Source organism: Beijerinckia mobilis, assembly GCF_000745425.1.
GTDB classification, from domain to species: Bacteria; Pseudomonadota; Alphaproteobacteria; order Rhizobiales; family Beijerinckiaceae; genus Beijerinckia; species Beijerinckia mobilis.
Genome location: NZ_JQJH01000012.1, coordinates 16312 through 42208, shown reverse-complemented (window position 1 = coordinate 42208; position 25897 = coordinate 16312). Strand labels below are relative to the sequence as shown.

Here is a 25897-nt window from a genome sequence, read left to right as displayed (position 1 = left end):
GCGGCAAGGCGCTACGTTCAATTTATTCGATAAGACGATCCGGTCACATATAATGTTGGGCTTCGTCCATATCTCCGAAGAGGGCGACGGTATCCTCATCAATCATCACCATTGCCCCGTAATGGGTTGATGTACAGATCTCGAATAGATGTGGCGTCATTTCACGTCCGAGAGCTTCGCTCAATTCTTTCATATCGAAAGTGATTTTTCCTTCGCCATCAATTCGGATCATTGCCGGCAAATAAGTGACGGTAATCCCCGGCTTTGTCTCCATCACTTCGGCAATACAGCGCGCTTCGACACTATCATTCATCGTTACGCCGCATTGATGGGAAATCGTGTCCTCAAAGGTGATTTCATCCATCGATTTGAAAATATTATCAGAATGCTCCGAGCTCATAGTGCAACCTTCCAATCTTGTAATTGCGCGTTGATATTGACGAGATGAAGAGGTTCGTCTCAGTGTCGTGCTAACGGAGTGAGCCCGATTGCATTAGTGATTGTGTCGATGCGTTCCAATTGGGCCTGCAAAGCGCCTGCGAATTGCGCAATCTTTACGGCTGGAAGTGACCAAAGCGGTTCCAGGTTGTGCGCGGCTGATAGAGCGAGGCCTCCGTAGGTCTTCAGCCAATCCTGTAAAATAGCTTTATTCTCGGCGCCATAAGTCGGATCGTTGACGAGCGTAATGAAAAGCTCGGCGGTGTTTGCAAGGTTACGATCATAGTCTGCTTCGCCGGCTGATACGACAGACGGGGTCATGAAATCATTTTGTGCCGCGGCGAGTTGAGCGATATAGCCATTACGGAAGAGCTCGCCGACGAGAGGCTCCAGGCAGACGTTGATTGCAAAATATTGTTCCAGATGATCGTTGGTTCCCATCACCGTCTCGATTGCGCGGCGGGTATCCTGCCAGATTTCATCTTCAAGCCAATGCTTTTTACCCGCGCTTGGATCGAATCCTGGAATATCGAGCCCGATTTCACCCAGATAAAGCGTGATATCTTGCGCCATACGCAGTTTATAAGAGCTATTCGTCAAAAGCGCGTTGTTAATCATCTGCGTATAGCCGCGACGCTGCGCATTCATAAGTGCGACGCCTATGCCATATTCGAAGTGTTTATAGGCGCCGAGATGATCTTGCAGGATTCCGACCCATTGCTTATCAAAACGCGAGGGGGCGCCGGAACGCCGACCATTCTGAATCACGTTCTCAATCATTCCGACAATTGTCGATTGGCGCTGGTAATGGTTTCTTTCCCATTCCTGGTCAATCGCTCGGAAAAGATGCCAGTTAGCGCTTTTGATGCAGGTCCAATCTTTGCTATAGGTAGGATCGCCATTTGCAAATGAGATAATCCAGTTCTGCGCGAGATAGCGTTCCGGATCGGGTTGGACGTCGACCGTCACATCCTCGTAATGGGTCGCCTTGCGTCCCTTCGGCTCAAAATAATTATATTTACGGCTATCAGAGCTCGGGAATGTCTTTGTTCCAGCGGCTCCGGAAACGGCTTCCTCTTCGATTGTTGCTTGCATATTCATGGGATTTCCTTCCTAAATGTTATTTATCCGATTGCTGGCGTAAACTTGTCGAAATAGATACGGTCTGGCTCGACACCAGCGACCTGTAGAACGGGAATTGCGGCGTCGATCAAAGGTGCTGGGCCGCAGGCATAGGCATCGGCACCATTTTCTAATCCATCGGCGGCAAGCGCGCGTTGAAGGACTTCGTGAATAAAGCCACGCTCGCCTTCCCAGCTGTCATCATCTTCTGCTGCAGATAGAGCAGGGACAAAGCGAAAGTCGGGCAGTTCTTGCGTGAGTGTGTGAAAGCGGTCGAGCCAGAAGAGATCCGCCTTTGTCCGAGCTCCATAATAAAGGCGTATCTTACGATTGGGGGCCTCCGCGACTTGATCGGAAAGAATCGATAAAAGTGGCGCAAGACCCGAACCGCCGCCAATCAGTAACAAGGGTGTATCCTCCCTATGCTCTCGGCGGAAGCAGGTGCCGTAAGGACCGGTGATCATGACCTTAGCGCCGGGTTTTAATTCGCCATCCAGTCGAGACGAGAAGCGGCCCCCTTGATAACATTTGATAATGAACTCGAGCAGTTGTGGATTACTTGGCGGGCTGCCCATCGAATAGGAACGCGTCAATGAGCCATCGGGCAATGTGATATCCGCATATTGCCCAGCAAAGAATGTCATCGGAGAATCGAGATGAACGACCAAGCGCCGGATGTCATTTGTTAGAGGCTCGATCGTGACGATTTCTCCCGCAAACTCACGCACCGCGATTGAATGTGACAGCAGATCTTCGTCGAACATTAATAATTCGATCTCGAGGTCGCTGTAGGCGAGCGTACGACACAAGAGAACATGATTGGTTTCGCGTTCAGATTCGGGCAACGCGAAAGTTGAATATTTCAACATCTCTGCATCGCCGTCGAGCAGGACGGCCTTGCAGGCGGAGCATTGCCCCTCCTTGCATCCGTGAATCAGGGCAACGCCCTGACGGAAACCGGCATTTAGCACGGTTTCTCCCTCGTAGACCTCGAATTCCGTGCCTGTAGGTTGCAGACGGACCAGGTGACGGGGCTTGGTCGTGTCCGGCTTATTAACCAAAGGAGACCTCCCTAGTGGATCTTTTTTGTCTCGATCGTTCTTTACGATACGATATGAAGTACGAATATAGGACCTGATTTGGTGGACAGGTGACCGTTCTAAACATCGACGAGAAAACCGACGTGTTTACAGGAAAGGGCGCTCTTCATCTAGGTGAGCTGAAGACGCATAACGCTCAGTTCCCCAGTGAGAGACGTTGTAACTTTCCATGAAGAACAAGAGCAGAAGACGCGGAATAACGTTCTTCAGAAATCGATCTGACATCATTCTGCTCTTGTCTTCATAGATGATTACACGAGCCTTATCGCGCTGCCTTTGCGATATTCCGCAATATGCTTTTCTCTATCTTCAGGAGACAGGGATCGAAGCGTAGTGATCGGTGCTTTGATAGTGTTGCCGCGGACATGGTCGAGTGTCCACATGTCTTTCTCTTCGAGAGATAGATGCGGCTGGGCGATAAGCGTCTTTCCGTCTGCGCGCACGAAACCCATATCTTTGATCGCGTCCGCGACATCCCATCCGTCGTAGAGTTCCTCCCATTGTCTGCGCCCGCTGAAACGGCCCATAGCCGGGGTCGCGCGACCCTTATATTCGCCGGAAAAGGCTTCTTTATGGGTCCAGCGGTCAACTTCACTACCGTAGGTATAGAGTTGTCCGTCGACTTCATCGACTTTCAATTGGTCACGGATGACGCACGGGACAAGGTTCGACCAGCAACGATGTGGATAGACGTAGCCGGTATCCGCAAATGTAATTGGCACGCTGCCAGGCTTCGAAAGTTTACGGTAGTTTTCCCACCACGCACCGTATTCATTGTACCAGCCTGGATACTTATATTCAAACCAGTCGAAATCACGTTCGTCGAGCGGATCGATGCGCCAGAAATTCGCCCACCAGCCAGCAGAGAAGAATTGGGCAACTTTATGGACATAACCGTTTTTGGTTATATCCTCCCAAGCCTGATGCACGTCATCATGGTGGATTTTGATGCCGTATTTTTCAAGTGGCAGCATATAGGTGCGATAATAATCTTCATAAATCCAGCGGTGCCAAAGTTCGGCGTAGGATTCCTTCTTTTTATCGCGATTTCTCGTGCCATATTCGATGATGGTGCCGATTGCCGCATCGACGATCGCGTGGTTTTGCCAAAAAGCATACCGAATATCGCGTTCTAGGAGAAGATGATTGTCAGGGTTGTTGAGGATGGACATCAACAATGAGTGACCATTGCCAATGTGACGTGATTCATCCGATTGAACGGAAAGAAAGACAGTTGGTAGTGCGTAATCACCGTTACGAGCCGCTTCTGATGGCATGGCAACGAATAACGTATTTGTAAATGCTGTCTCGGCGACAACCTGTAAATAGATATTGGCAGAAGTGATAGCGTCACCGGTGATGAAGGCCTCGCCAAACTGACGTCCGATTGTTGTCGCGTAGCATTTTCCAAAGGCGGCTTCTGTGATATCAAAGCCGGCCGGATCAATATAGTTTTCCATATACCATTTCTTGAGATTCATTTGGATGGTTGAATGACGAAATTCGTCAACCATCTGCATCGTGAAACCGGTGCGCAAGTCGTCTCCAGGTGCTAGCCGGCCGAGCATCGCCATTGAACGTGCGGCGGAAATTTCCGGGAATGGAATGATTGCAAGAAACAGCTTCATCCATTCGACCCAGCGTTGATCGACATTGCGGAACATATCACCACGCAAAGCCGCATCAAGTGCGCCATAGACACGATTATCTTTTTCCTCCTGCATGGGGAAATAGGAGCGCAGGACCTGCTTCATCGGATCTTTCGGCTGACGGGATATTTTGTAATCAGTCGGAAAAGCCATGGCTTCCTTGACATAAGAAGGAGTCCAGCCGAGATCGGCTATTCTCCGCGTCGCTTCCGCTATTGGCATTCCTTTTTGTTGGGTGATGCTGGTCAGTGAAAGACTCATAAGGACATTCCTCCCATTCGTTCATGCTTGTCCAGATATTTCGCTGCAGGCTACGACGTTGATACGCCGTTCGAATTTTCGTTTCCCGCTTTGCCTCCAAACCCCTGATGGCTTCGAGTGCATTCAGGACTTAATTGCTTTTCTACCCTGCATCACGACGATAGCTACAACCGAGCTATCATCCACTATGATAACGGCAATATGCGTACCAGATAGAAAATATAAGTAAATACAATATGATATGGAAATGTTCTGATTTGCAAACTGTCGTTTTAGTGGCTTTCTTGTTGCGCAACGCTACAAATAACTGTCGCAAATAATTACAAGTAAAGACAATATGTTAGAATTATCCGTGTAGCGTTTTGCAACACAGCTTGAATTTTCCGAAATGTGCGGGAAATCTGAACAGAACCATAGCTCACGCTGCGAGTTTGGCGGCGGAGGTAACGGGAATTTCGACTATTGGATAGAGCCGATCACCGTTCGACAGGTGTCAATTTGCTCCGAGGCGAGCATAGGAAAATAAAGTAGAGCCAGTGCCCTAGAAGTGAGGGTAGGGCGACAACTTGGGTTTCTCATGGACTTTGAAGCGTATTTACTTGTTCTGGTCTGTCCGCTCAGTTCTCTAACACGATTTCATAATGCATCGTGCATGCGGTGTGTTGATCAAAAGCGGTATGTTAAAATGCAAAGACGGATCCGAGAATCATTGCATTGTTACTAAATCCGTTGCCAGTCTGATTGCGCTGAGTGGTATGAATGAACTCAGCTTCTAATGAGAACCAGTCTGTCAATTTATAGCGGGCGAATCCAATATAGGCATCGCTGGAACGAATGAGAGTGGTCGGATCACCGTAAACAGCTTCCAAAAGGCTGATGCCATAGCTGCCACCGACTTTGAGACGATCGGTGATCATGTAGCTACCTTGCGCATAACCACCATACGATTTTCGTTTAATGCCGTTGACCGTGATGCCATCAAAAAATAAGCCAACATTACCGAGGCCAACGCCATAATATCCTGAAACGACGAAGTTCGCCGGTCCGATTTCGAATTTAGTGCCTGCATCGACCGCGAAAGCGCGAATATTCGTACCTGGTGCGAGATTGATCGCGTCACCTATTTCCGCGCGATGCTGCTGTGTAAGAGCGCTCGTCCAAGCCGTCACTTTGACGCCTTCCGTCAGAGCGCCGGCATATTTGAGGCGACCTTGAAACATGGGCTGATCATGGCTCGTCATCGTACCGGAGTCGCCCGTAAAATCGAACATCTGTAGCGGCGAAAATGCGCCAATAGAGGCGGTAAATCCCTGGAAGTTGGGCGTCGTATAGCTTATCTGCGGTATATAATCAGCATAAACATATCCATATCCGATACGTCCAAGCGTGGAATTATGTGGCGCTGTATTAAAATAAGGAATACCTGCTCCGAAAATCGTATCATCACTGAAAATAGCGTCGCCAGCGAACAGACCAAGATCACGTCCTATTTTCACCGTACCGAAATCAGCCGAACCGATGGTGCCAAAAATCTGACGCACGTCGATTCCGGGGGTGCCAAGGCCAATTGCCGCGCCTACACCATTGGCGTTTAAGAGACCTGGATTGACATTCGTGCCGCCCGTATAAAATCCGGCTGTAAAGCCAAGGTCATAACCCATTTGGTTGGTGGCAAGGCTCAGGATTAGAAGGCTCGGGGGTAAACCACCACGGATGGCGAAACTATTGTTTGCGCCCGTTGTCATCAAGGAACCGTCCACTTGAGGCCCATGAGAGGGGTTGAAGGCCTGCGTGGCGAAGAAGGTAACGGCTCCATTCAAAGTCACGTCGACCGCGCCTATCCGTAGCCCAATCCCCTTGTCAGCTGCCTTTACGTAATGATCGTCAGGTGTCCCAAGAGGCCCTCTTCCACTACGCGTACCGACAATAACCTGGTTGTTTCTTTGTAACTTTTCGTGTCGCGCCTGTAATTCTCTTCTGTGTCTTTCCTTGAGAGTCTTGAATTCAGACGTAGACAGCACCCCTTTACGTTTAAGTTGATCCAACAATTCGTCCGTCGTATCAGCGCGGACAGAATTGGGAAGGAAAAGGAAGCCGGAGCCGGATAAGAGGAGAAGACAGGTGATTATTTTCGGGAGAGATTTGTGTGTCTTTTTTGACTTGATGAATCTAATCAACTCTCCCTCCCAGGATGCTGAGCAAAACAACTTTGTTCTTTATTGTGCTAGTGTGCGTTTTCGCATTTAGATGACATACTGTTATTACTAATTATGGCATAAGTTTTCTATCTGCATTGCCGCGCGATGTCATTGGAAGACGGGCTCGTCAAGAGCCAATTAGGAGCGATGACAGTCTTGCGCAGCAAATCATGCCGATGAATCGGGCTTTGTGGATACAAGAACATGTCATGGTCTCTAACGCGATCTACTAATATTGCCGAGATACGCGCTGAGGAAAGTGCGGAAATATTTGTTCGGCTGACGAAAAACATTCGCCGAGTCGTTAGTGCTGGGCGATAAAAGGTGGAGCGTCCCGTGACGGAAATCTAATGAAAGACGCTCCAAAGTCATGTGAGGAAATTTGGCTGCTAAATGGTGCGTTTCATCATTTCTCCCGCGATATAATCCGCTTGTCGGATGGCCAGGGCAACGATAGTCAATGTCGGATTTTCGCCGGCGCCAGTCGTGAATTGAGAGCCATCCGACACAAAAAGATTTTTGATGTCGTGGGTCTGGCCGAACTTATTCACGACGCCGTCCTGGGGATTGGCGGACATGCGGTTCGTTCCGAGATTATGGGTCGATGGATAGGGCGTTTGCTGGTAAACATGAGTGGCGCCAGCTGCCTCATAAAGAGCTGTGGCTTGTTTATAGGCATGGTTACGCATGGAGATATCATTTTTGTGGTCGTCATAATGGACGTTCGGTACTGGCATACCGAATTTGTCCTTGATATCTTTGTTGAGCGTAATCCGATTGGTTTCCTGCGGCATGTCTTCGCCGACGATCCAGAGGCCGGCCATATTTGGGTACGAGTCGAGTGCGGCGGTGAATTTACGGCCCCAGGCACCGGGATCGAGGAACGCAGCCATAAATGGTAAGCCGACTGAAATCGTTTCGAATTCATAGCCTCCGACAAATCCGCGTTCGGGATTATGTATGCTTTCATCGCGCACAATGCCTGCCATCGTTGTCCCGCGATACATATGAACCGGCTTGTCGAAAACACCGAATACGGCGGCGGTTGTGTGGCGCATATAATTTCGCCCGACCTGGCCGGATGAATTGGCGAGACCGTTAGGGAACTGATTGGACGCCGAATTTAAAAGGATTCGGGGACTTTCGATCGAATTGCCGGCAACGCAGACGACTCTGGCCTTCTGGAGTTGATGCTTTCCGTTGCTATCGGCGTAAACGACTCCAGTGACCTTGCCGGATCCATCATGTTCGATCCTGAGGACGTGGCTTTCGGGCCTCACCTCAAGATTGCCGGTATCTTCGCCTTTAGGGAGTTCGGCATAGAGCGTCGACCATTTCGCCCCGGATTTGCAGCCCTGAAAACAGAAGCCGATCTGCTGGCAGCTACCGCGACCATCGCGGGGTCTGGAGTTGATAGCCATTCGGCCAGTGTGGACTTCCTTATAACCGAGCTTCGTTGCGCCAGCTTCGAGAACCTTGAAATTGTTATTACCTGGAAGGCCGGGGATATCATTGGTTCTCGTGACACCCATTTTGAACTCGGCCTTTTCGTAATAAGGCGCCAGCTCGCCCAGGGTAATAGGCCAATCGAGAAGGTTGGCGCCTTCCACATTTCCATAATGCGTGCGGGCTTTGAATTCATGGTCTTGAAACCGCAGCGAGGCACCTGCCCAGTGAATGGAGGTTCCGCCCACAGCTTTCACGATCCAAGCAGGCAAATTGGGGAAATCCTTGTGGACCCGCCAGCTCCCTGATGTCGTACGTTTATCAGACCAAGAGAGCTGCGCGAACGACGCCCATTCGTCGTTAATGAAATCTTCGATTTCGATACGGGGACCGGCTTCAAGGATGACAACTTTGACACCCTTAAGAGCCAATTCCGTTCCCAGGGTGCCACCGCCGGCACCAGACCCGATGATCACGACGACAGAGTCATCATTGAGAGGAAATGATGTCATGATTTTTGCTCCTGCCACGTGATCCGCTCAAAGCCACGCGAGGTCGTTGAAACCGCGCCGTATATACCCGCCTTTGGAAGCGCTTTCGCCTTCATATCCGAAAAGTGGCCAGAGCTCCTTTTGATTGTAGAGGTCAACGATCAGGCCGGCACGTAGCATTGTAAACAAGGGACCACCTTCAACCACGTGAAGAATTTCAACGCGAGGTGATTCGTCAATGATTGCTGTGTAAACGCGATTATGCCGTTCCTTGGCGATTTGATCGACCTGAGCAACGCCTTTTTCAATGAGGGTCTTGATATCTGAAGACTGGGTGGCTTTCTGATCGTAGCCTTTAACAGCTATGGCATAATATTTGTCGGCAATCTGATCGTGCGGATATATATCGCGTGCCATCTTGATAAGTGTTTGCATTGTCGCCGGTTTCAGGCCGGTGGCCTCGACCGCCCAACCTTCGCCCGGGTGAATAAGCGCGGTGCCGACGATAAACATTGAAGTAGAAAGTAACGCGGATCCTTTAAGAAAGCGTCGACGATCAAGATCGTCGGGGCTCGTATGATGGTCCCCTTGCATGCTCATCCGTTCCTCCCGATGTGTATGTTAATCTTGCTACTTAATTATTTCAAATCCAGATGAACACGATGCATCTGGATTTGGTGTTCTCGATCGCGGAGAACTCTCCCTCTGCTTCTGCGCGACAATCACTCATGGGGAATGTCGAGCACTCATGGGGAATGTCGAGCAAATGTTAGCTTGGCGACGGAAACGGCTGTTACCGGTATCGCCCATGTTTTTGCAGGACTTCGATTTTATATCCGTCAGGATCCTGGACGAAGAAGAAGCGGGCCATCAGGCCACCTTCACGGAAAAATTCCTTGATTGCGGTGGGTTTGAGACCTTTGGCCTCAAACCGGGCATGTTCCTTGTCGAGATCGGCAGTCACAAAGGCAATATGTCCGTAACCGTCACCGAGATTGTAGGGTTCTTTCCGATCATGATTGATCGTCAGTTCGATCTCGAAATCGGCATCGGGACTGCGCAGGTAGACGAGTGTAAAGCCATCGAAGGGAAAGCGGTCGGCGATCGTCAGGCCAAAGGCTGTGTTGTAAAAAGCAACGGATCTGTTTTCTTCGAGAACACGCAGCATTGTATGGATAGCTTTGGTCATGGATACTACTCGACTTTTTTCGAGAGAGATTTGAGATAGGCGATGACAGTTTGCCGTTTATCGGCATTCGCCTGACGATAATTCATGAAAGTTCCGGGATGGGCCTTTTGAGAATTGGTGAGCCACGGATCGAGTGTCGCTTCCGTCCAGACCCAATCACCGGATTTCAACGCATCTGAATAATGGTAATCCGGCGCTGTTCCAACTTTGCGGCCATAGACGGAATGGAGATTGGGACCTTGGCGATTACCCGCCCCTTCCTCAGCTGTGTGGCAAGTGCCGCAACTCGTCTGAAACTGCTGCTTTCCAATTTCCATCGGATCGAGCCTCACGTCTTCGGCGACGACGTGTCCACTCTGAAAAATGATGGCTGCTGCAGCAAAGAGCGGCCAAGCCACCGCTAAACGTCTGCCGTCCATAGGCAAATTACTCCCTGGCTCAGGCAGAACCGCCTGATATTTATGATTTGGCCAAGAAGCTTATCTGCATCGCGGAGGGGGGAGGTAGTAGCGAGATACTACGTCCTCAATTTCGGCGACGCCTGCCGCGTCGGCTTTGCCGGGAAGAGGACGCGCCTATTGATTTTTCCCGCTTGAAAGGGGCGATGGCGAGCGTCATGCAGCAGCTTGATCTTTACTATATCGAGGCAGAAACTGATCTTTGTCACGGGAGGTTTCAGGCGACTTTCCCGATTTGCAGATTTATCCCGTCGATCTGGGCGAAAGACCTCACAGAGATCTTGGTGCACCAGTAAAAATTTGTTGCAAAGCTTGAGTTATGAGATGAGTGGGCTTGGATTCTCAAAACAACGGTCAAGATGGGTTGTCGGGAAATCCATTGATGGCTGATGATGACTTGGTGTGATTGAGATGTCGTTGAAGAATTATCTGACACAAATACGGAGCCGCTGGCTGATGGTAGAGAGCTATCGATGCTCGGTTTCATGCGGCATTTGCAATGGTGTCTTGCTCAAATAACTCTATCTAAACGCGCGTCGTCCCTATATTGGAGTGAGCGGAAAAGTTGCGGCAAAATGCTGAAGTTTTGGGCGGAACATATTCCGCATCGGAAAATCAACTGCGCAGCAGCCCCGTTCCAGAATGCATCGAATGCATTTGTGGAGAATTGAAGTATTGCTCTGCATTCCGATTACGGAGCGAAGCTTCAACACTATGGAACGCGGGGGCGAGGAAGATGCGACCTTGATGCCAGGGGGGGGCTTATGAGGCCGTCGTTATTTCGACGCCTGATGCGCTTTCGCATATCGGGTTTATCGGAAGAGGGGCTTCTGAACGAGCAGCGTCTGGTATTCGTCCGAATGTTTGCGTTTTGCCTTGAAGGTCGAGGAGTTCTTCTATGAAATTTTTGAGCATCATCGCCGTCCTTATCGGTACCAACTTCGTCATTGGCCAAGGTTTGGCAGCGGAAACTTATGATCCCTTCGCGACTTTGCTCGAAAAAATGAGAGGTGACGCACCGCAATATTCACCTTCGGAATCGTCTTCCGATGCCGTAGGCGGTCAGGCCAAGAGCAGACAGGTGCCGACCATCAATCCACATATTCACCGCCACCCTCAGTCGGAAACTCGATAACGGCCAGAGGGGAAAAGAAGACGGACTGACTGTGTTTTCGGTTGTGATGTGTCGAGTATGACGGCGAAGACAACGAGGAAATTTGCGACTGATCACGAGTGTTCCGCATTGCTGTTCGGAAGATCGGCATAAAGAGCAAATTTTCTCATGCTCTGGCATGGCGGGATGAAAACGCGGTACGAGATGAAACCATGATGGATGATCGCCTGTTGGATCGGGCGATCATCCATTTTTATATTATTTAATGCTCTAACTTTTCCAGGTGGAGCAGTTCGCAAACATCCGAAACGCTCTAGTGTATCTGAGCGATCCAGGTGGCTATTCCCGGCCAGGCGGACTTAAGTGTATGTGATCCCATGAAAAGCCCGATATGACCGCCGGGAACAAGCTGTTTTTTGATCTGATCCTGTGCGGTGCCAAGATACTTGTCGGCGTCGAAAACCTGTTCCTTGGTCGTGATGTCGTCCGCTTCTCCCGCGAGCAGATAGACAGGGCAGGTGACGGACTTCAGGTTGAGTGTCTTGCCCAGCGCAACGAATGTACCTTTGGCGAGACGGTTTTCCTTGAAGAGCTGTACAATGGCCTGAAGATACCAGCGTCCCGGCAGATCGATGGGATGTTCATACCAGCTTTGGAATGTTTCCTCTTTCGAAATGTAATCCGGATCATCGATATGTTGATAGAGATCGATGTAGTTCTTGAAGTAATGCTCCTCCGGATGCATGTTCTTCCACCCAGCCAGCATGAAACGGCCACGCATCAGCCCGCCGCCGAGCCGCACCAGTTCTTCGTAGAATGATACCGGATAGCTTTGGGCCATTTGCTTGATCGGGCCGTTACCCGCATCCGTGTCGATCGGAGCGCCGGCGAGGACGAGACTCGCAACCTTTTCGGGAAAGCGTGCCGCATACATCGCACACATCCAGCCGCCCTGACATAAGCCGACGAGATTGACGCGCCCGCCGAGATCATCGACACATACATTAATCTCGGCCAGATATTGATCGATCTCTAGATCTTTCATATCGGGGGTTGCTGATTTCCAATCGATTAGAAAAAGATGATCAATGCCGTTATCGCTCAAGGTTTCCATAAGGCTCTGGCCTTTATGGTAATCCGCGATCATGGCGGAATGTCCAGCGTATGGCGCGTCGACAATCGTTGGGATTCCTTTCGGATCCGGCTTTGAGTAATCGCGAAACCGCATCGTCCGCAAATCGAGCCGGAGCCGGTTTTCCGTGGCAAGGTGCGGTTCGAGAACCGCCTCGAACTTTTCTTCCTCGGAGAAAAACTCAAGATTTTTCGTCCAGGCGTCGAGATTATGCTCGGTCAGATCGACAGCCGTTTTGGCGAAAGGCCAGAAAAAGGGGAGGTCGAAACTTTGGGATTCTCCTGTGGGAGTAGAATTAGGCTGGTCCATAGATCTCTCCAATTCGACTGGATGATTCTCACTCGAAGCAAACAGGATCTCATGACGTCTGGCGTCTATGACAATCGCCCCTTTCCCCAAGAAGAGACGGTTTCGGCTGATGAGGAATGTTAAAGCGTACGCCTGTCGGCTCGGCGTGCAACGGGGGCGATAAGCTCTGGATCACTGTCATCATCGGACGTCAGTAATATGAACCGGGGTGTCATCGGGTTTCAAGACGATTTTCAATGCGACAGGGCGCCCGAATCTCGAGGGTTTGAAAGAAGGAGGTTCTAGATATTTGAGATATCCAGAAACGATTTACAAAAAAATAATCGTATTTCCAATGGTATGGAGCCGCTAAGTCATTCAGAATTGTTGGAAAATCTTTTAACGGGAACCGGTCGGCAACATCGAAATATGTCTGGTTCGGTGGATGACGAGCATTCAAAGGGGGCGATCGTAGCTGTCATCGTCGAGGATGAGAGAGCGACGTGTACACGCCCAATTGATCAGCAACGGGTCAGCACGAGAATGAAAATTTTCGCGGCACGTGCCGGTTCAAATTGATGTGATAATTTCTGCATGCATGAAGCCTCATGAGCATGGCTCATCAAAAGACAATTCTTCCGTGGGGTAGGAGGGGCTGAAGCCAGGGCCGAGGTTTATGCCGAACTAATTGATGGTGTCGAATGGCAGGGGCGGCGCAAATGCTTCCAATGGGAGGAGGGTGCTCCAGGCCGTAATCTGGGTCAACTGAAGTGGGAATGATCATGCCGCGCGATGAACTTGCGCTGGTCCAAGACAGCTATCGTGAACGAGGGATCAGATAAGTCCGACCCCACGCCTGATTGATATTGCGGCTTATTCCTGTTCTATGGCATTGAACAGGCTATCGGAGAAGACATCTGCCGATTGCAGGCCGATGATGTCGGTCTTGCCGGCGATCGTAAATCTCGGAACCTCCGTGACACCGGCGCTGCGTATATCGGACATTTCCTTTTCGAGTGCCTCGATGTCATCGCCTTGAGCGAGAAAAGTTTCTACTTCCCTGGGATCAAGACGGGCTTTCGCCGCCACGGCGACCAAGACGGCGCGATCGCCGATATCGAGACCTTGCAGAAAGAAAGCCTGAAACAGCCGTTCGACGATTTGTGTCTGTATTCCGAACCTGTAAGAATAGCGGATGAGCCGATGGGCATCGAATGTGTTCGGCTGACGCTTGATGGCGTCAAGGGCCAATTCGATCCCGAATTCCCGTGCGCTCTGGGCTTCGCGCTCCAAAACTGCTTCAACTTGGCTGTCGCCGTAGGTCTTCAGCAGATAGGTTGTGCGATCGAGTCCTTCCGGCGGCAAATCCGGATCGATCTGAAACGGATACCACCGGATATCTGCCGCAAGGCCCGGCACGGAATTGACGACGGCGTTGACCAATCGCAAACCGAGAAAACAGGGTACTGAGACGATATCGCCGACAATATCGATCGGTATGGGACCAGGATCACTCTCACTCACGGCGCAGACTCATGTGTTGACCTTTCGATTCAATTGAACGGACAAGGTGAAGGAACTTCCAAATTCAAAGCAACAGCCGGACCGTCCCGGACTTTCGCGGCAACAGTGCGTGGCGACGCGACAAATGCAGCTGCGCCAGGAGATCACGGGCAAGACATCGATATAAAACTTATAGCCTTTCCGCAGGATGGTGCGAAGTGGGTAGGGCGAGATCAATGGTTGCGCGCTTCGGCAAAACAATTCAGCCGATGCGTCCCTATTGTCCAAATGCGGAGTTCCGAGGACCTTTGGCGGGCAATTTTGCAATCGTCACTGGTTCATCCACCAGGTCTCAAGCGTCGCGCTGCCAATTGGTGAACCATAATGCGGCAGATTTGCCGGCTTCCCGAGATGCGCCGAACCTGCGATCCATTGTGTTGGCGAGTGAAACAGTGGCACGATGTAGAAGCCCGACAGCAGGACCCGATCATAGGCGCGCACTGCGGTAACGAAATCCTCGCGCGAACGGGCGGCCAGCAATTGATCGATCATCGCGTCGACAGCGTGGGATTTGACGCCCGCCAGATTGAACGAGGCTTCCTGATCGGCGCTTTGCGATCCCCAGCGGGATCTTTGTTCATTCCCCGGCGAGGCTGATGCGGCCCAACTGCCGAGCATCATGTCGAAATCGAATTTTTGTCGGCGCCTTTGGTATTGGACCTCATCGACGAGGCGGACCTTCGCGGTGACGCCGATGCGGGTCAGAGAACGCGCAAATTCGAGCGCCAGCCGCTCCTGGTTGCGGTCCTTCACCATGATCTCGAAGGTGAATGGCACGCCGTCTTTCGTCAAAACGCCATCGTGCAAATCATACCCTGCCTCATGCAGCAAGGCGAGGGCGCGGCGCGGCTGGATGCGGTCCTGCCCGGATCCATCGGTCTGCGGGGGGTGCCAACGGCCTTCGAGAATATCCTCACGCACCGCGCCAGGGAAGGGGGCGAGAAGCTTGCGTTCCGCCTCGCTCGCCGGCCGCCCGGTCGAAGCGAGTTCCGATTCGTCAAAGAAGCTTTGGGTGCGGCGGTAGAGATTGCCGAACAGATTGGCGTTGATCCAATCGAAGTCGAAGAGCGCGCTCAGGGCCTCGCGTACTTTGATATCGTGAAAGAGCGGGCGCCGCAGATTGAAGACAAAGCCTTCCATACCCTTGGGACCCCCCACCGGCAGGGCTTCCTTGAAAATCCTGCCTTCCCTCAGCGCCGGAAAATCATAGGCCGAAAGCCATCTTGAAGGGCTTGTCTCCTCACGGAAATCGAGCAGGCCAGCACGAAAGGCTTCGAACATGCTGTTGGCATCACGGAAATAATCGATGGTGATCGTCTGAAAATTGTTGAGCCCGCGGCGCACGGGCAAATCATCGGCCCAATAATGCGGATCGCGTTCTAGAACGAGCCGTTCTCCTGGCCGGACTTCGTTCAGAATATAGGGGCCGGAGCCGATGGGAGGCTGTAGCGACGCCTCATCGAATGAGGCAGGATCGATACGGTGGCTGGGTAGAACTGGCATCAGCGCGAGGATCAACGGCAGTTCCCGATCCTGGCCGGCGCCGAGTTCAAATCGGACTGTCTCATCGTCGGGCGCGCTGGCGCTCTTGACCATTCCATAAGCGACGCGATGCTGCGGTCGTCCGTGCGCCTTCAAAAGATTGAAGCTGAAGAGAACGTCGGAGGAGGTTATTTTTCGCCCGTCGGAAAAATGCGCCTTGGGATTGAGGTGGAACACCACTGAATCGCGCGCGTCATCGGTTTCGATGGTCGTGGCGATGAGGCCATAGAGCGTGAAAGGCTCATCGAGGGAACGTGTCATCAGCGGTTCGAAAATATTGCCGATGAGCCCCTGCGCCGTCGATCCAGCCTTGAGATTGAATGGATTGAGACTGTCGAAAGTCCCTTGAAAGCCAAGCCGCAGATGTCCTCCGCGTGGCGCATCGGGATTGATATAGGGAAAAGCGTGAAAATCCTCGGCCAGCGCGGGAGCGCCATGCATGGCAATCGCATGGCTCGCTACAAGCGGCGACGCGGCGAAAGCCGGTACGTGATAGCCGACGGCCAAGAGCAGTAAAGCGACTATGAGTCTGTTCAGGACAAAAAACATCAAGGACAACCGGGTGAAGCCGCATCATTGGAACGGAGTGAAGAAAGCAAGAAAAGATTAAGCATTTCGCAAATGGTCGGAAAGTAGGAGATAATTGAACGTTTAGGTTTGTTTGGTGGCGATCTTTCAAAATTTTCAGAAAAGCTTCCCGTGTCGGGCTTGCAAAGTGCGATTCCTGTGCTTAACCCCGTCCGCATGACCCAATGCCACCACAGCCCGGGCATATGGGAGGAAGCAGGTGCGGTCCGTGCGGACCGCATGGGGGCCGACATCGCAAGGCAGATCGTCTGAAAGGAAAATGCATGCCGAATTCGTTGAAGCGCATGGCCGCCGTTGGTGCTGCCGGGTGGCTTCTCGTGGAAGCTGTGACCATGCACCCGGCCATGGCGCAAGCCCGCAAGCCTGCCGCACCGGCGCCCAATACCCAACAGCAAGCCCAACAAGCCCCGCAGGCTCCACAGCAACCGCAAGGGCCGGTTCGTCTGGATCTTGTTGCGACACAGATGGAATGGACGAAAGTCTGCGGCCGCGATCCTGCTTCCGGCAAGGAAGTCTGCTACACGACACGTGATTTCGGTTCGCAGGCCGATCAACCACCGGTTCTGGCGCTCGCAGTCTACGATGTCAAAGGCGAGGACGCTCGTGTCGTCCGTCTGCTGATGCCTGTCGGACTTCTCCTGCGTCCAGGTCTGCGCTTCTCGGTGGACAAGAGCCCGACCATCGAAGGGTCCTTCGAACTTTGCTTCCCGAATGGCTGCTTCGCCGAAGCTAAAGTCAAGGGCGCGACGATCGATCAGATGCGTAAGGGCAACTCTTTCAACGTTGCGGTCAAGAATCAGGTCAATAACGAGGTCACTTTCGTTGTGCCCCTGGCCGGGTTTGGCAAGGCGTTTGATGGACCGCCGATCGACCCGAAAGTGCTTGAGGAACAGCAGAAGAAGCTTCAGGCGGAATTGCAGAAGCGTGCCGAGGAAGAGCGCAAGCGTCTCGAAGCATCGCAGCAGAAACCCGGAGCTCCGAACGCCACGCCTCCGGCCACTCCCGCTCCCGCGCCGGCTGGCAAATAGGATCCTGCAACGGATCATTACCAATCCCGATGAGCAAATCTCATCGGGATTTAGCCTCTGCGATGGCGGGTTTCCTGGGAAAGCCCGGGAGGCTGCACGCAAGATGTTGCCAACAGGGGGGCTGTCGCAGGACGGCTTGCACTCGCCGATGCTGCCGCTGTCGTTGCATGGCTTTCTTAGTTCAAGCGGGCGCTGCGTACCTGATAAGCACCATCCGGCGCGCGGATGAAGACCTCCTCCACCTGGGGGTGGCGCAAAGGATCTCCCGACGTATCCGGCATCAGATTCTGTTCCGAAACATAGGCGACATATTCGGTTTCGGCATTTTCAGCGAAAAGATGGTAAAAAGGTTGGTCCTTGTGAGGCCGGACTTCCTCCGGGATCGCCTGCCACCACTCCTCTGTATTCGCAAATACAGGATCGACATCGTAAATGACGCCCCGGAAAGGATATTTCCGGTGCCGGACGACCTGGCCTATGCCGAATTTCGCGGTGCGTGATTTCATGAACGGATTTTATGAAGATTGGCTTCGATCATCCACACTATGTGGCTTTTAGCATGAAACGGATCGGCCATGGTTTGGGTGTTGGCAAACCGGAGCTGGACCGTGCTGGTTCATCGAGCGGCAGCAAGATTACCTCAGAATAATCCAATGAGCCGTTTCATCGTCGCAGTTTTTCGATCCCGCGCTTGTTTTAAAATAGGCACAATGGGGCGCAGCATGCCCGGTAAAACTTTAAACTCTACCAAATCTTTGATTCACCATATTCCTCTCACGCGAAGGCGTCAACGAAGGCCCGCTCCATTGCAACATTCAGTCGGTGATACCGATTGTGAGACAGGGCAATCATCCAATCCACAAGCTTTGTTTGGCTTCATGCCTGTAGCGTCGCCGTGAATGCCATAATCTCAAATCTGTTGAATGCGAGCGCGGATATCTTGATCACTGGTCAAGAAAGCTGCATGGCTCGCCAGATTTGTAACTCATATACCGCCATTCCGGTGAAATAAGGCGGTACATTCTTGCAAATCACTGGATAAGAATAAGTTGCAAGAACGGAACCCCGAATTCCAGTGGAATTCGGATATATCATCCTACCCTCTGATCCCTCCGCAGCATCATCCGTTCACATGACCGCACTGGTTTTGGTGGCCCTATCCCATGTCCCATATTTCCGATCTCGAACTCCTCAATAATAAGGAGATGTCTGCCGCCGACGCTCTGACGATCGAATCGGGCGTACCCGGTTCGTTTCTCATGGAGCAGGCCGGGGCGGGTGTCGCCCGCGAAGCTCTGCGGCTTATGCCGGATGAAGGCCGTATCGTGGTTCTGTGCGGGCCGGGCAATAATGGCGGCGACGGTTTTGTCGCGGCGCGTCTGCTCGCCGTGCATGGATTTCAGGTGGATCTTGGCCTTCTCGTCGAGCGCGATACCTTGCATGGCGATGCCGATAGCGCTGCACGCGCCTGGAATGGCCCCATCTTGCCGGCGCAAGAGATCGATCTCGAAAGTGCGGATCTCGTCATCGATGCATTATTCGGGGCTGGCCTCTGCCGGCCGCTTGAAGGGCTCGCAAGAGAACTCGTATTACGCATGAATGCCTGGAGTGAACGCACCGGGAACCCGATCCTCGCTGTCGATCTTCCGTCCGGAATCAATGGAACCAGTGGAGAAGTGCAGGGAGTCGCCGTCAGGGCGCAGATCTCGGTGACGTTTTTTCGTCTTAAGCCGGGCCATGTCCTTCTTCCCGGGCGTGTGCATTGTGGCCGGACCATTGTCATCGGCATTGGCATTGCGGAGACGGTTCTTGCCGAGATTCAGCCGAAAACTTTCCTCAACCGGCCAGAGGCCTGGATCGGTGATTTTCCGGTGCCGAGTATCGAGGCGCATAAATATACACGCGGTCATACTGTCGTCGTTTCGGGACCTGTCGCCCAGACGGGGGCTGCCCGGCTCAGCGCGCGCGGTGCCCTGCGGATCGGTGCCGGTCTCGTCACTGTAGCAACATCGAGCGCCGCCTTGCCGGTACATGCAAGCGCGCTTACAGCCATTATGACACGCGTCTGCGATAGTCCGCCGGAATTGCATGGGCTTTTGGAGGACCGTCGCAAGAATGCCGTTGTCATCGGGCCGGGTCTTGGCATCGGCGAAGATGCGCGGGTGGCTGTCGAAACGATCTTTGCCGCATGTGCCAATGATGCGGAGGCGGTGCCGCGCGGCATCGTCCTCGATGCCGATGCTCTCACCAGTTTCGCAGAAAATCGAGAGCGGTTGCTCCAGGCGATCATGGCAGCGGATACATCCGTTGTTATTACGCCCCATGAAGGGGAATTTGATCGCTTGTTTGCGAATGAAAATGGGTTTGCGGGCCAATCCAAACCTGATCGCGCCCGTGCGGCGGCGCAAGTCTTGAAATGTGTGGTCGTTCTTAAGGGACCTGACACGGTTGTCGCTGCACCGGATGGACGCGTGTTCATCGCCGATAATGCCACACCCTGGCTTGCAACCGCTGGTTCGGGGGATGTGTTGGCAGGTTTCATCGGCGGCCTCTTGGCCCAGCACATGCCCGCATTCGAGGCTGCAGCTGCGGCGGTCTGGCTGCATGGCGAATGCGGAGCAGCCTTTGGACCGGGCCTCATCGCCGAAGATCTGCCCGAACTGCTTCCGGCTGTCCTGCGCAGACTTCTCGACCCCCCTCTCGCTTGAACCGGGTGCCCAATGGGTCTTTCATGAAGCCCGACCCGCGTGCTCTGGAGCCTTCAAGACCGATGCTTTAAGGAGGGGACAGCAGCTGAAGGAACGAACCCAACCGTCTATCGAAGGCGCGACGCTCTGCTGGATGCCAATCTTCGCAGAAACGGGCTCAGCGATCATGAAAACGAATTTGGAGGTTTGATGCGGGCCGCCAATGAGGTCGATTTCTGGCGTGGCTTTGCGCTCGTGACCATTTTCCTCAATCATATCCCTGGTCTAACCTTTGAGCGCGTGACCTTCCATAATGCCGCACTATCGGATTCAGCCGAGCTGTTCGTCTTTCTCGCGGGGTGGGCGATGCGGCTTCTGGTCCAGGGATCGGCCTCGAAATTGTCTCCGGCGGCACTGGTGGTGCGGCTCGGGGGGAGGGCTCTATCACTCTACGCGGCGCAGGCCGTTTTGACGGAACTGGCCATTGCCATGCTGGCTGCCTGTTCGATCCTGCTCGATGCACCTTTTCTGCTTGATTGGCACAATGCCTCCGCCGTTTTTCTCGATCCGATCCGCGCGCATATCGGCCTCGTGACCCTCACCTACCAGCTTGGCTATTTCAACATTCTGCCGCTTTATGTCGTGCTCACCTTCATGGCACCCGGAATCGCGCTCATTTTCCGCTATGCGCCTTATCTTCTTCTGCCGCTTTCCCTTGCAGCCTATTTTGCGGTTTTGATCACTGGCTTCAATCTGCCGACATGGCCGGTAGAGGGCACCTGGTTCTTCAATCCTTTTGCCTGGCAAATTCTTTATGTGTTGGGTTTTCTCTTCGCCGGCCGTGATGGTCTCGGGGGCTGGGCCCGCCGCAACCGTAAACTCTTGCGTATGCTCGCTCTGCCGGTAGCGATCATCGGAGTGCCATTCGCTTTGTTGGATTATGCTCCGGATCCGATTTCCTTACCGGAGCCGAAACTTCTGTTCATGTTCGACAAGACCTATCTATCTCCCGTGCCGCTTTTGAGCAGTCTGGCTCTCGTCGCTCTGTTTGGCGGATTGTTCCCTCGAATCATGCAGCATGTCCAATCACTCGCACGTTTTTTCGCGATGCTCGGCAGAAACTCCTTGAATGTTTTCTGCATAGGATCACTGCTTAGTCTCGGTGGGCAGATTTTCCGCTTTGCCTTCGGCGGGAGAGTTGCAACCGATGCAATCCTCGTTATCCTCGGCATAGGGATCATGGGTTGGGTTGCATGGGTATCGGAGTGGCGAAATCAATTGCAGGCGCGGCGCGGGGAAGCCGCCGTCTCGCTGCCGGCCTCTGCCTCCTCAGCTGGTTGATCCAGCATGAGGGATTGGCCGTGGCTCTCGCCCAAACGCAAGAGCCGGCGCCACCTCCTCTCAGCCCCGCTTGCGACGTGCCAGCGTCGGACCTGTCCTCGCCGGTACCAATGCCGAATGTTTCTGCTCGATTGCAGCAGATGAAGCCCTTGCGCATTCTGGCGATCGGATCTTCCTCGGATCTTGCTTATGGAGCGCCGTCCGGCATCAAGAGCTATCCCATGCGCATCGAGAGCCTTCTCGAAACGTCATTGAAGGGCTCCGATATCGATGTCATCAACCGCGGTCTCCCGGGAGAGGTCGCATCGACTTCCGCCGAACGGATCAAAAGCGAGGTCGTGACGGAGATGCCGGATCTCGTTTTGTGGCAAGTGGGCATGAACGATGCGCTGTCGCGCGTCGACCCTAATGAATTCGAGCAGACGGTCCGTTCGACGATCGGCTGGTTGCGTGACAATCACATCGATGTCGCCCTCGTCGGCATGCAATATGTTCCGCGTTTCGCCAAGGATGCGGCCTATTATGAAATTCACGACAGGATTCGCAGGATTGCCGAGGATACCGGGATTTTGTATGTGCGGCGTTACGATGCCATGCGTTTCATCGCCAAAACACGCGCCAATCAGCCGCTCATGATGAGCGACCAGTTTCATTTGAACGATCTCGGCTATCAATGCATGGCCGAATATGTCGCTCGGGCAGTGATCGCCAGTGTCTATCTGAGAAAGTTTCGCCCGGCCGGAAAATGATGGCGTGAATCCTGTTCAAGTGCTGGTGACTGCGGTCAATCAATCTTCTTATTGGTAATTCGGCATGAATACGAAATTCTCGGTGCCGTTATCCATGTTTCGCGCTTTCACCCAGGAGATCAGCATATCTTCGGTGACCTTCTGGCGTTCCGAATTAGCGATATAGGCGGTATATCCGAAATTCCACAACATCCTGAAAATGGGCTCAAAATATGGATTAAGCCCATCCGGATGATTTCGTGATACGGAATTTTCTATCAATAATGGGGGACGTGTCTGCAGGAGCTTGGTCGCTCCCTTGAGGACTCCGATCTTATAGCCTTCCACATCGATCTTGATGACGACTCTTAATCCCTTCAGACGGTCAGCCAAAAGTTGATCGAGGCTGATCGAGGGAACGAGGATATGATCAAAGGCACGGTGTTTGCCCCATCCCGGTACGAGTGACGCGCCTTGTCCCCTGCCGAAAAAAGGCAATATCTCCAATCCCTCGCCTACGGCTACAGGCAGAATTTCAACGACTTGCGTGAATTTGTTCGCTTTTATGTTTTTTAAAAGAATAGCGAGCGTTGCCGGCATGGGCTCGAATGCTATGGCCTGTTTTCCGAGGCTCGCTGCAAGACAACTGAAAATTCCTGAATTGGCACCAACATCGAGAAGGATATCCGCATCAGTCATGAGCTTTGCAATGATATCAAGCTCATCTTTCTCGTGGAGGCCATGGTCGCCATACACACCGGCTGCGAGCCAGTTACCTCCCCAAAGGGAAAATTCATAGCCTTCAACTTTATCCCATGTGAGCTCATTCAAAGCCTTGTGGTCACGATAATCGCGCAGCATACGGCTGATATAGGGAAACTGATCGACCCATGAAATGAATTGTGTTCTTCCCAACATGTGAAGTCACCTCTCATTATGTATCTCATATACATGAGATTTGTATGTGATCAAGAGCTTGTCTGCTCATAGATCGGGACTTCCGAATTTAATATCGAACAGATCCAGAATGAGGCGCTGTGCATTATCAAAAGTTATTGGGACTTAAAATTTTGGTTTAAGAAATTAAGAGGCATTGCTGCTTGCGCGAATGGGCTACGTATCGGCCGAAAAATCGGAGCAATGCAAAATAGTTGGCCGCAGTTTATTGATCCACATCAATAAGTTCCGGTACAACGCTAACATTTCGAGGTCAAAAAGCCTCAAAAACTCATCCTGTTTGTTGTTTTGTACAATAAACGTGCTTTTATTCACGGCTCGTCCGCGAGTATCAAAATACACGGCGAGCGGGGAGGGATATTGTGTGCCAGTAGGTTAAGCTTGAGCTATAATGCGAATATAGTGTTCTAAATGGCATAGTTTCAGGGACTGATATGCGGGTTCGCTCGGATCGTTTCGGATCTATACAGAAACGCTGCATTCAAAAAATTAGAGTATTTTCAAAAAGATGGAATCGCGGCGTGATTCAATGTCGCCGAATAATGCACCAAGCGACGATACCAATAAATTGTGCCCTTGAAATCGGAATAGTCAAACATCTTTTTATCAGTTGATAGTTACGTTGACGTGGAGGATTTTAATGACTCCTCGTCGCCGCCTTGTCTTCGGAAAAATGTAGCACGTGCAATATGTTTCGGTGCCGATCCGTCTTTTGCATGGATGATCGGCACTGCCCGGCCTGCCGAGATGCTTGAGGTGAAGGTCTCGGATGATTGTGTGGTGAAACAGTATTTTATGAGAATTAATTTATGTAACCTTGCAATGTTTCTATATCATGGCAACCTTATAAACTGACAGTTAGTGGGTTTTTTCCGAATTCATATCACTTCGAACCAGCCTGCAAGGCCAGTTGATTGACGCGCAGCCATCAGGCTTTCGATCGGCCATTTACCCGGATTGTCAGCGATGAAGGCGAGATGTTTGGTGCGTCCAGGCGGCACCAGTACCGCATTGCGCCAGTAAGGCTCCCAGCCGTCGTCGAGATCATGCAGCAAGCGGAAGCAATGGCCATGAACACGCATTTGCTGCACAAAGGCTGTCTTGTTGATCAAGGCGAGCGTCACTGTTGTTCCCCTTTTGATGGAAAAGAGGGGAGTGGTGGAAAAACCTGGTTGTGATTTTCCGTTCAACTGCCAAAAGAGTGGCGCATCCCCGGTGGCGGCTTCCGCCTTCCGTGCTGCATTCTTGGAAATGGCTTCTGTATCAGGGTGTTGCAGCGGCTTTTGTGTTTCATCGGCTTTTGGGGGCGCGGCTTGTCCTTTGGTTTCGTCCGGTTTCGATGCGGAAGAACCGGACTTTTCGGAAGCCGCCTTTGCTTCGGGCGAATTGCCGCCTTCTATTACGAGGTCGAAGCGAAATGCGGCTTGCAGCGGAATAGCGGCGGGCAGCAAAGGATTATGCGGCAGCGAGGGAATGGGAGACAATTGCGGCCGCGCTGCTTCCCTGGTGGTTTTGAACAGGACGAGCGGCAGGTCGGGTGCTTTATCCGCACGCAAAAGGAGCCGCGCTTCCGTCTCTTCGGTCTCCGGCGCATCAAAGAGCAGGTCGAAGCAGGAGCCTGGTCCTGCTGGGATCGTTTGCCGGAGAGGCTCGAAGGATTGATCGCAGGGCATGCCGTCGACGGCGATGACACGCGGGTGCAAAGCATCGAAACCGAGGAACATCACGCGTGAATCCATGGCACTGACGATGCGTAATCTGACCCGGCTGCGGGGTGTCAGGGATTGTTCGAACGGAATCGGCTTTCCATTGACCGTGATGAGCGAGCCGATGCGGCCGATGCCCATCGCCGTCTGCCGGTCGGTGAAATTGTTTTCGATCGCTCCCGTGGGAGTTAGCAGCCAGTCGCTGAAAATAAGGAGAATGTCGTAATCGCTGTGCGGCGGCTCTTCCTCGTCGACGACGATGATGCCGTAAAGGCCATGGCCCAACTGCTCGCCCGTCCAGGGAAGCACATGGGAATGATACCAGAATAGCCCGCTGTCTTGTGGCGTGAACCGGTAGTCGAAAGTTTCACCGGATGATACCGGCGGTTGCGTGAGCCCCCCGATCCCGGTCATAGCGTTGGGGCAGCGCATGCCGTGCCAATGCAGTGTCAGTGGCTGATCGAGCTTGTTCGAAAGGCGAATTTTCAGTTCCTCGCCTTTCTTGAAGCGCAGAATCGGCCCGGGTACGGTTCCGTCAAACCCCCATACAATGGTTTCCGGTTGCGGCTCCGTCATCAGACGCAGACTTCCGCGGCGTGCTTCAATCGTCCGAAAGCTGTCTTCAGCTTTCGCCTGCCTGAGAATCGGAAGACAGCTCACGGCCAGAGCCGTGTTCTTGAGCATGTCACGGCGGCTCATGGAAAAACCTTGCAGCATAAAAATGTCTTGCATGATCGGTCTGAAGAAGGATGTGAACGCCGAAGAGGCTCGCGCGCACTATAGCAACTTGATTGCTCACGTCCGAATGAGATCCATGAGGGTCATTTCGTCAAAAAACCATGTGTCGACGGGACGTTTAGAGCGGCTATGC

At 52.4% G+C, this 25897-nt stretch carries 20 protein-coding genes; 5 read left to right on the top strand and 15 right to left on the bottom strand.

Features of this window, described 5'->3' with window-relative positions:
- Positions 1-43 precede the first annotated feature (43 nt).
- The 9 genes from DL88_RS10875 to DL88_RS10835 all read right to left on the bottom strand — a co-directional run bounded on the left by DL88_RS10875 (position 44) and on the right by DL88_RS10835 (position 10313).
- Positions 44-400 (bottom strand): MmoB/DmpM family protein, encoded by a 357-nt coding sequence (locus DL88_RS10875; protein ID WP_034995875.1) that lies wholly within the window; start codon positions 398-400, stop codon positions 44-46.
- A gap of 59 nt (positions 401-459) precedes the next feature.
- On the bottom strand, positions 460-1533 hold the full coding sequence (locus tag DL88_RS10870) for a ferritin family protein (RefSeq protein ID WP_370736391.1): 1074 nt from the start codon (positions 1531-1533) through the stop codon (positions 460-462).
- Positions 1534-1562: 29 nt separating this feature from the next.
- A complete protein-coding gene (locus DL88_RS10865; protein WP_034995871.1) occupies positions 1563-2621 on the bottom strand; it encodes an FAD-binding oxidoreductase in 1059 nt (352 codons plus the stop codon).
- Between the two features lie 290 nt (positions 2622-2911).
- Positions 2912-4570, bottom strand: coding sequence for an aromatic/alkene/methane monooxygenase hydroxylase/oxygenase subunit alpha (locus DL88_RS10860; RefSeq protein ID WP_034995869.1), 1659 nt, complete (start codon positions 4568-4570; stop codon positions 2912-2914).
- Between the two features lie 680 nt (positions 4571-5250).
- Entirely contained in the window at positions 5251-6747 is a 1497-nt protein-coding gene (locus DL88_RS10855) for a porin family protein (RefSeq protein WP_245270777.1), read from the bottom strand.
- Between the two features lie 410 nt (positions 6748-7157).
- Entirely contained in the window at positions 7158-8726 is a 1569-nt protein-coding gene (locus tag DL88_RS10850; protein ID WP_034995867.1) for a GMC family oxidoreductase, read from the bottom strand.
- A gap of 27 nt (positions 8727-8753) precedes the next feature.
- Positions 8754-9305 carry a Twin-arginine translocation pathway signal gene (locus DL88_RS10845; RefSeq protein WP_245270775.1) on the bottom strand — a complete coding sequence of 184 codons (552 nt, stop codon included), beginning with the start codon at positions 9303-9305 and terminating at the stop codon, positions 8754-8756.
- Between the two features lie 193 nt (positions 9306-9498).
- Complete coding sequence (locus tag DL88_RS10840; RefSeq protein WP_034995865.1) at positions 9499-9894, bottom strand: VOC family protein; 396 nt, start codon at positions 9892-9894, stop codon at positions 9499-9501.
- Between the two features lie 5 nt (positions 9895-9899).
- Positions 9900-10313 carry a c-type cytochrome gene (locus DL88_RS10835; protein ID WP_034995864.1) on the bottom strand — a complete coding sequence of 138 codons (414 nt, stop codon included), beginning with the start codon at positions 10311-10313 and terminating at the stop codon, positions 9900-9902.
- Positions 10314-11250: 937 nt separating this feature from the next.
- Between DL88_RS10835 and DL88_RS10825 the strand changes: the two genes are divergently transcribed.
- Positions 11251-11487, top strand: a complete 237-nt coding sequence (locus tag DL88_RS10825; protein WP_034995859.1) for a hypothetical protein — start codon at positions 11251-11253, stop codon at positions 11485-11487.
- Between the two features lie 292 nt (positions 11488-11779).
- Here the strand turns inward: DL88_RS10825 and DL88_RS10820 are convergent, their stop codons facing one another.
- The 3 genes from DL88_RS10820 to DL88_RS10810 all read right to left on the bottom strand — a co-directional run bounded on the left by DL88_RS10820 (position 11780) and on the right by DL88_RS10810 (position 16540).
- Positions 11780-12907, bottom strand: a complete 1128-nt coding sequence (locus DL88_RS10820) for an alpha/beta fold hydrolase (protein ID WP_034995856.1) — start codon at positions 12905-12907, stop codon at positions 11780-11782.
- A gap of 852 nt (positions 12908-13759) precedes the next feature.
- Positions 13760-14410 (bottom strand): DsbA family oxidoreductase, encoded by a 651-nt coding sequence (locus DL88_RS10815; protein ID WP_034995854.1) that lies wholly within the window; start codon positions 14408-14410, stop codon positions 13760-13762.
- Between the two features lie 309 nt (positions 14411-14719).
- The gene (locus DL88_RS10810) at positions 14720-16540 is read right to left on the bottom strand and encodes an extracellular solute-binding protein (protein WP_034995852.1); all 1821 of its coding nucleotides are present in this window, start codon (positions 16538-16540) and stop codon (positions 14720-14722) included.
- Positions 16541-16842: 302 nt separating this feature from the next.
- On the opposite strand from DL88_RS10810, the gene DL88_RS10800 reads away from it, so the two are divergent.
- Positions 16843-17607 carry an invasion associated locus B family protein gene (locus tag DL88_RS10800; RefSeq protein ID WP_034995848.1) on the top strand — a complete coding sequence of 255 codons (765 nt, stop codon included), beginning with the start codon at positions 16843-16845 and terminating at the stop codon, positions 17605-17607.
- Positions 17608-17783: 176 nt separating this feature from the next.
- Here the strand turns inward: DL88_RS10800 and hspQ are convergent, their stop codons facing one another.
- Complete coding sequence (hspQ, locus tag DL88_RS10795) at positions 17784-18113, bottom strand: heat shock protein HspQ (RefSeq protein ID WP_034995845.1); 330 nt, start codon at positions 18111-18113, stop codon at positions 17784-17786.
- A 657-nt stretch (positions 18114-18770) separates the two neighbouring features.
- On the opposite strand from hspQ, the gene DL88_RS10790 reads away from it, so the two are divergent.
- The 3 genes from DL88_RS10790 (at position 18771) to DL88_RS10780 (ending at position 22384) form a co-directional block, all read left to right on the top strand.
- A complete protein-coding gene (locus DL88_RS10790) occupies positions 18771-20315 on the top strand; it encodes a bifunctional ADP-dependent NAD(P)H-hydrate dehydratase/NAD(P)H-hydrate epimerase (protein WP_034995842.1) in 1545 nt (514 codons plus the stop codon).
- A gap of 189 nt (positions 20316-20504) precedes the next feature.
- Positions 20505-21635 (top strand): OpgC family protein, encoded by a 1131-nt coding sequence (locus tag DL88_RS10785; protein ID WP_034995839.1) that lies wholly within the window; start codon positions 20505-20507, stop codon positions 21633-21635.
- Positions 21560-22384, top strand: coding sequence for an SGNH/GDSL hydrolase family protein (locus DL88_RS10780; RefSeq protein ID WP_245270773.1), 825 nt, complete (start codon positions 21560-21562; stop codon positions 22382-22384). Before DL88_RS10785 ends, DL88_RS10780 begins: the two co-directional genes overlap by 76 nt.
- A 48-nt stretch (positions 22385-22432) precedes the next feature.
- Here DL88_RS10780 and DL88_RS10775 read toward each other — a convergent pair whose 3' ends face one another.
- Together DL88_RS10775 and DL88_RS10770 are read right to left on the bottom strand one after the other, a co-directional pair.
- A complete protein-coding gene (locus DL88_RS10775) occupies positions 22433-23281 on the bottom strand; it encodes an FkbM family methyltransferase (protein WP_034995835.1) in 849 nt (282 codons plus the stop codon).
- A 917-nt stretch (positions 23282-24198) separates the two neighbouring features.
- Positions 24199-25758 (bottom strand): multicopper oxidase family protein, encoded by a 1560-nt coding sequence (locus tag DL88_RS10770; RefSeq protein WP_245270771.1) that lies wholly within the window; start codon positions 25756-25758, stop codon positions 24199-24201.
- Positions 25759-25897 lie beyond the last annotated feature (139 nt).

What these genes read in the sequence shown, in the direction of transcription:
- DL88_RS10840 (WP_034995865.1), bottom strand. Translation starts at nt 9,894, where the DNA reads ATGACCAAAGCTATCCATACAATGCTGCGTGTTCTCGAAGAAAACAGA.
- DL88_RS10790 (WP_034995842.1), top strand. Translation starts at nt 18,771, where the DNA reads ATGTCCCATATTTCCGATCTCGAACTCCTCAATAATAAGGAGATGTCT.
- DL88_RS10825 (WP_034995859.1), top strand. Translation starts at nt 11,251, where the DNA reads ATGAAATTTTTGAGCATCATCGCCGTCCTTATCGGTACCAACTTCGTC.
- DL88_RS10850 (WP_034995867.1), bottom strand. Translation starts at nt 8,726, where the DNA reads ATGACATCATTTCCTCTCAATGATGACTCTGTCGTCGTGATCATCGGG.
- DL88_RS10860 (WP_034995869.1), bottom strand. Translation starts at nt 4,570, where the DNA reads ATGAGTCTTTCACTGACCAGCATCACCCAACAAAAAGGAATGCCAATA.
- DL88_RS10820 (WP_034995856.1), bottom strand. Translation starts at nt 12,907, where the DNA reads ATGGACCAGCCTAATTCTACTCCCACAGGAGAATCCCAAAGTTTCGAC.
- DL88_RS10770 (WP_245270771.1), bottom strand. Translation starts at nt 25,758, where the DNA reads ATGCAAGACATTTTTATGCTGCAAGGTTTTTCCATGAGCCGCCGTGAC.
- hspQ (WP_034995845.1), bottom strand. Translation starts at nt 18,113, where the DNA reads ATGAAATCACGCACCGCGAAATTCGGCATAGGCCAGGTCGTCCGGCAC.
- DL88_RS10870 (WP_370736391.1), bottom strand. Translation starts at nt 1,533, where the DNA reads ATGCAAGCAACAATCGAAGAGGAAGCCGTTTCCGGAGCCGCTGGAACA.
- DL88_RS10785 (WP_034995839.1), top strand. Translation starts at nt 20,505, where the DNA reads ATGCGGGCCGCCAATGAGGTCGATTTCTGGCGTGGCTTTGCGCTCGTG.
- DL88_RS10810 (WP_034995852.1), bottom strand. Translation starts at nt 16,540, where the DNA reads ATGTTTTTTGTCCTGAACAGACTCATAGTCGCTTTACTGCTCTTGGCC.
- DL88_RS10845 (WP_245270775.1), bottom strand. Translation starts at nt 9,305, where the DNA reads ATGAGCATGCAAGGGGACCATCATACGAGCCCCGACGATCTTGATCGT.
- DL88_RS10875 (WP_034995875.1), bottom strand. Translation starts at nt 400, where the DNA reads ATGAGCTCGGAGCATTCTGATAATATTTTCAAATCGATGGATGAAATC.
- DL88_RS10835 (WP_034995864.1), bottom strand. Translation starts at nt 10,313, where the DNA reads ATGGACGGCAGACGTTTAGCGGTGGCTTGGCCGCTCTTTGCTGCAGCA.
- DL88_RS10800 (WP_034995848.1), top strand. Translation starts at nt 16,843, where the DNA reads ATGCCGAATTCGTTGAAGCGCATGGCCGCCGTTGGTGCTGCCGGGTGG.
- DL88_RS10775 (WP_034995835.1), bottom strand. Translation starts at nt 23,281, where the DNA reads ATGTTGGGAAGAACACAATTCATTTCATGGGTCGATCAGTTTCCCTAT.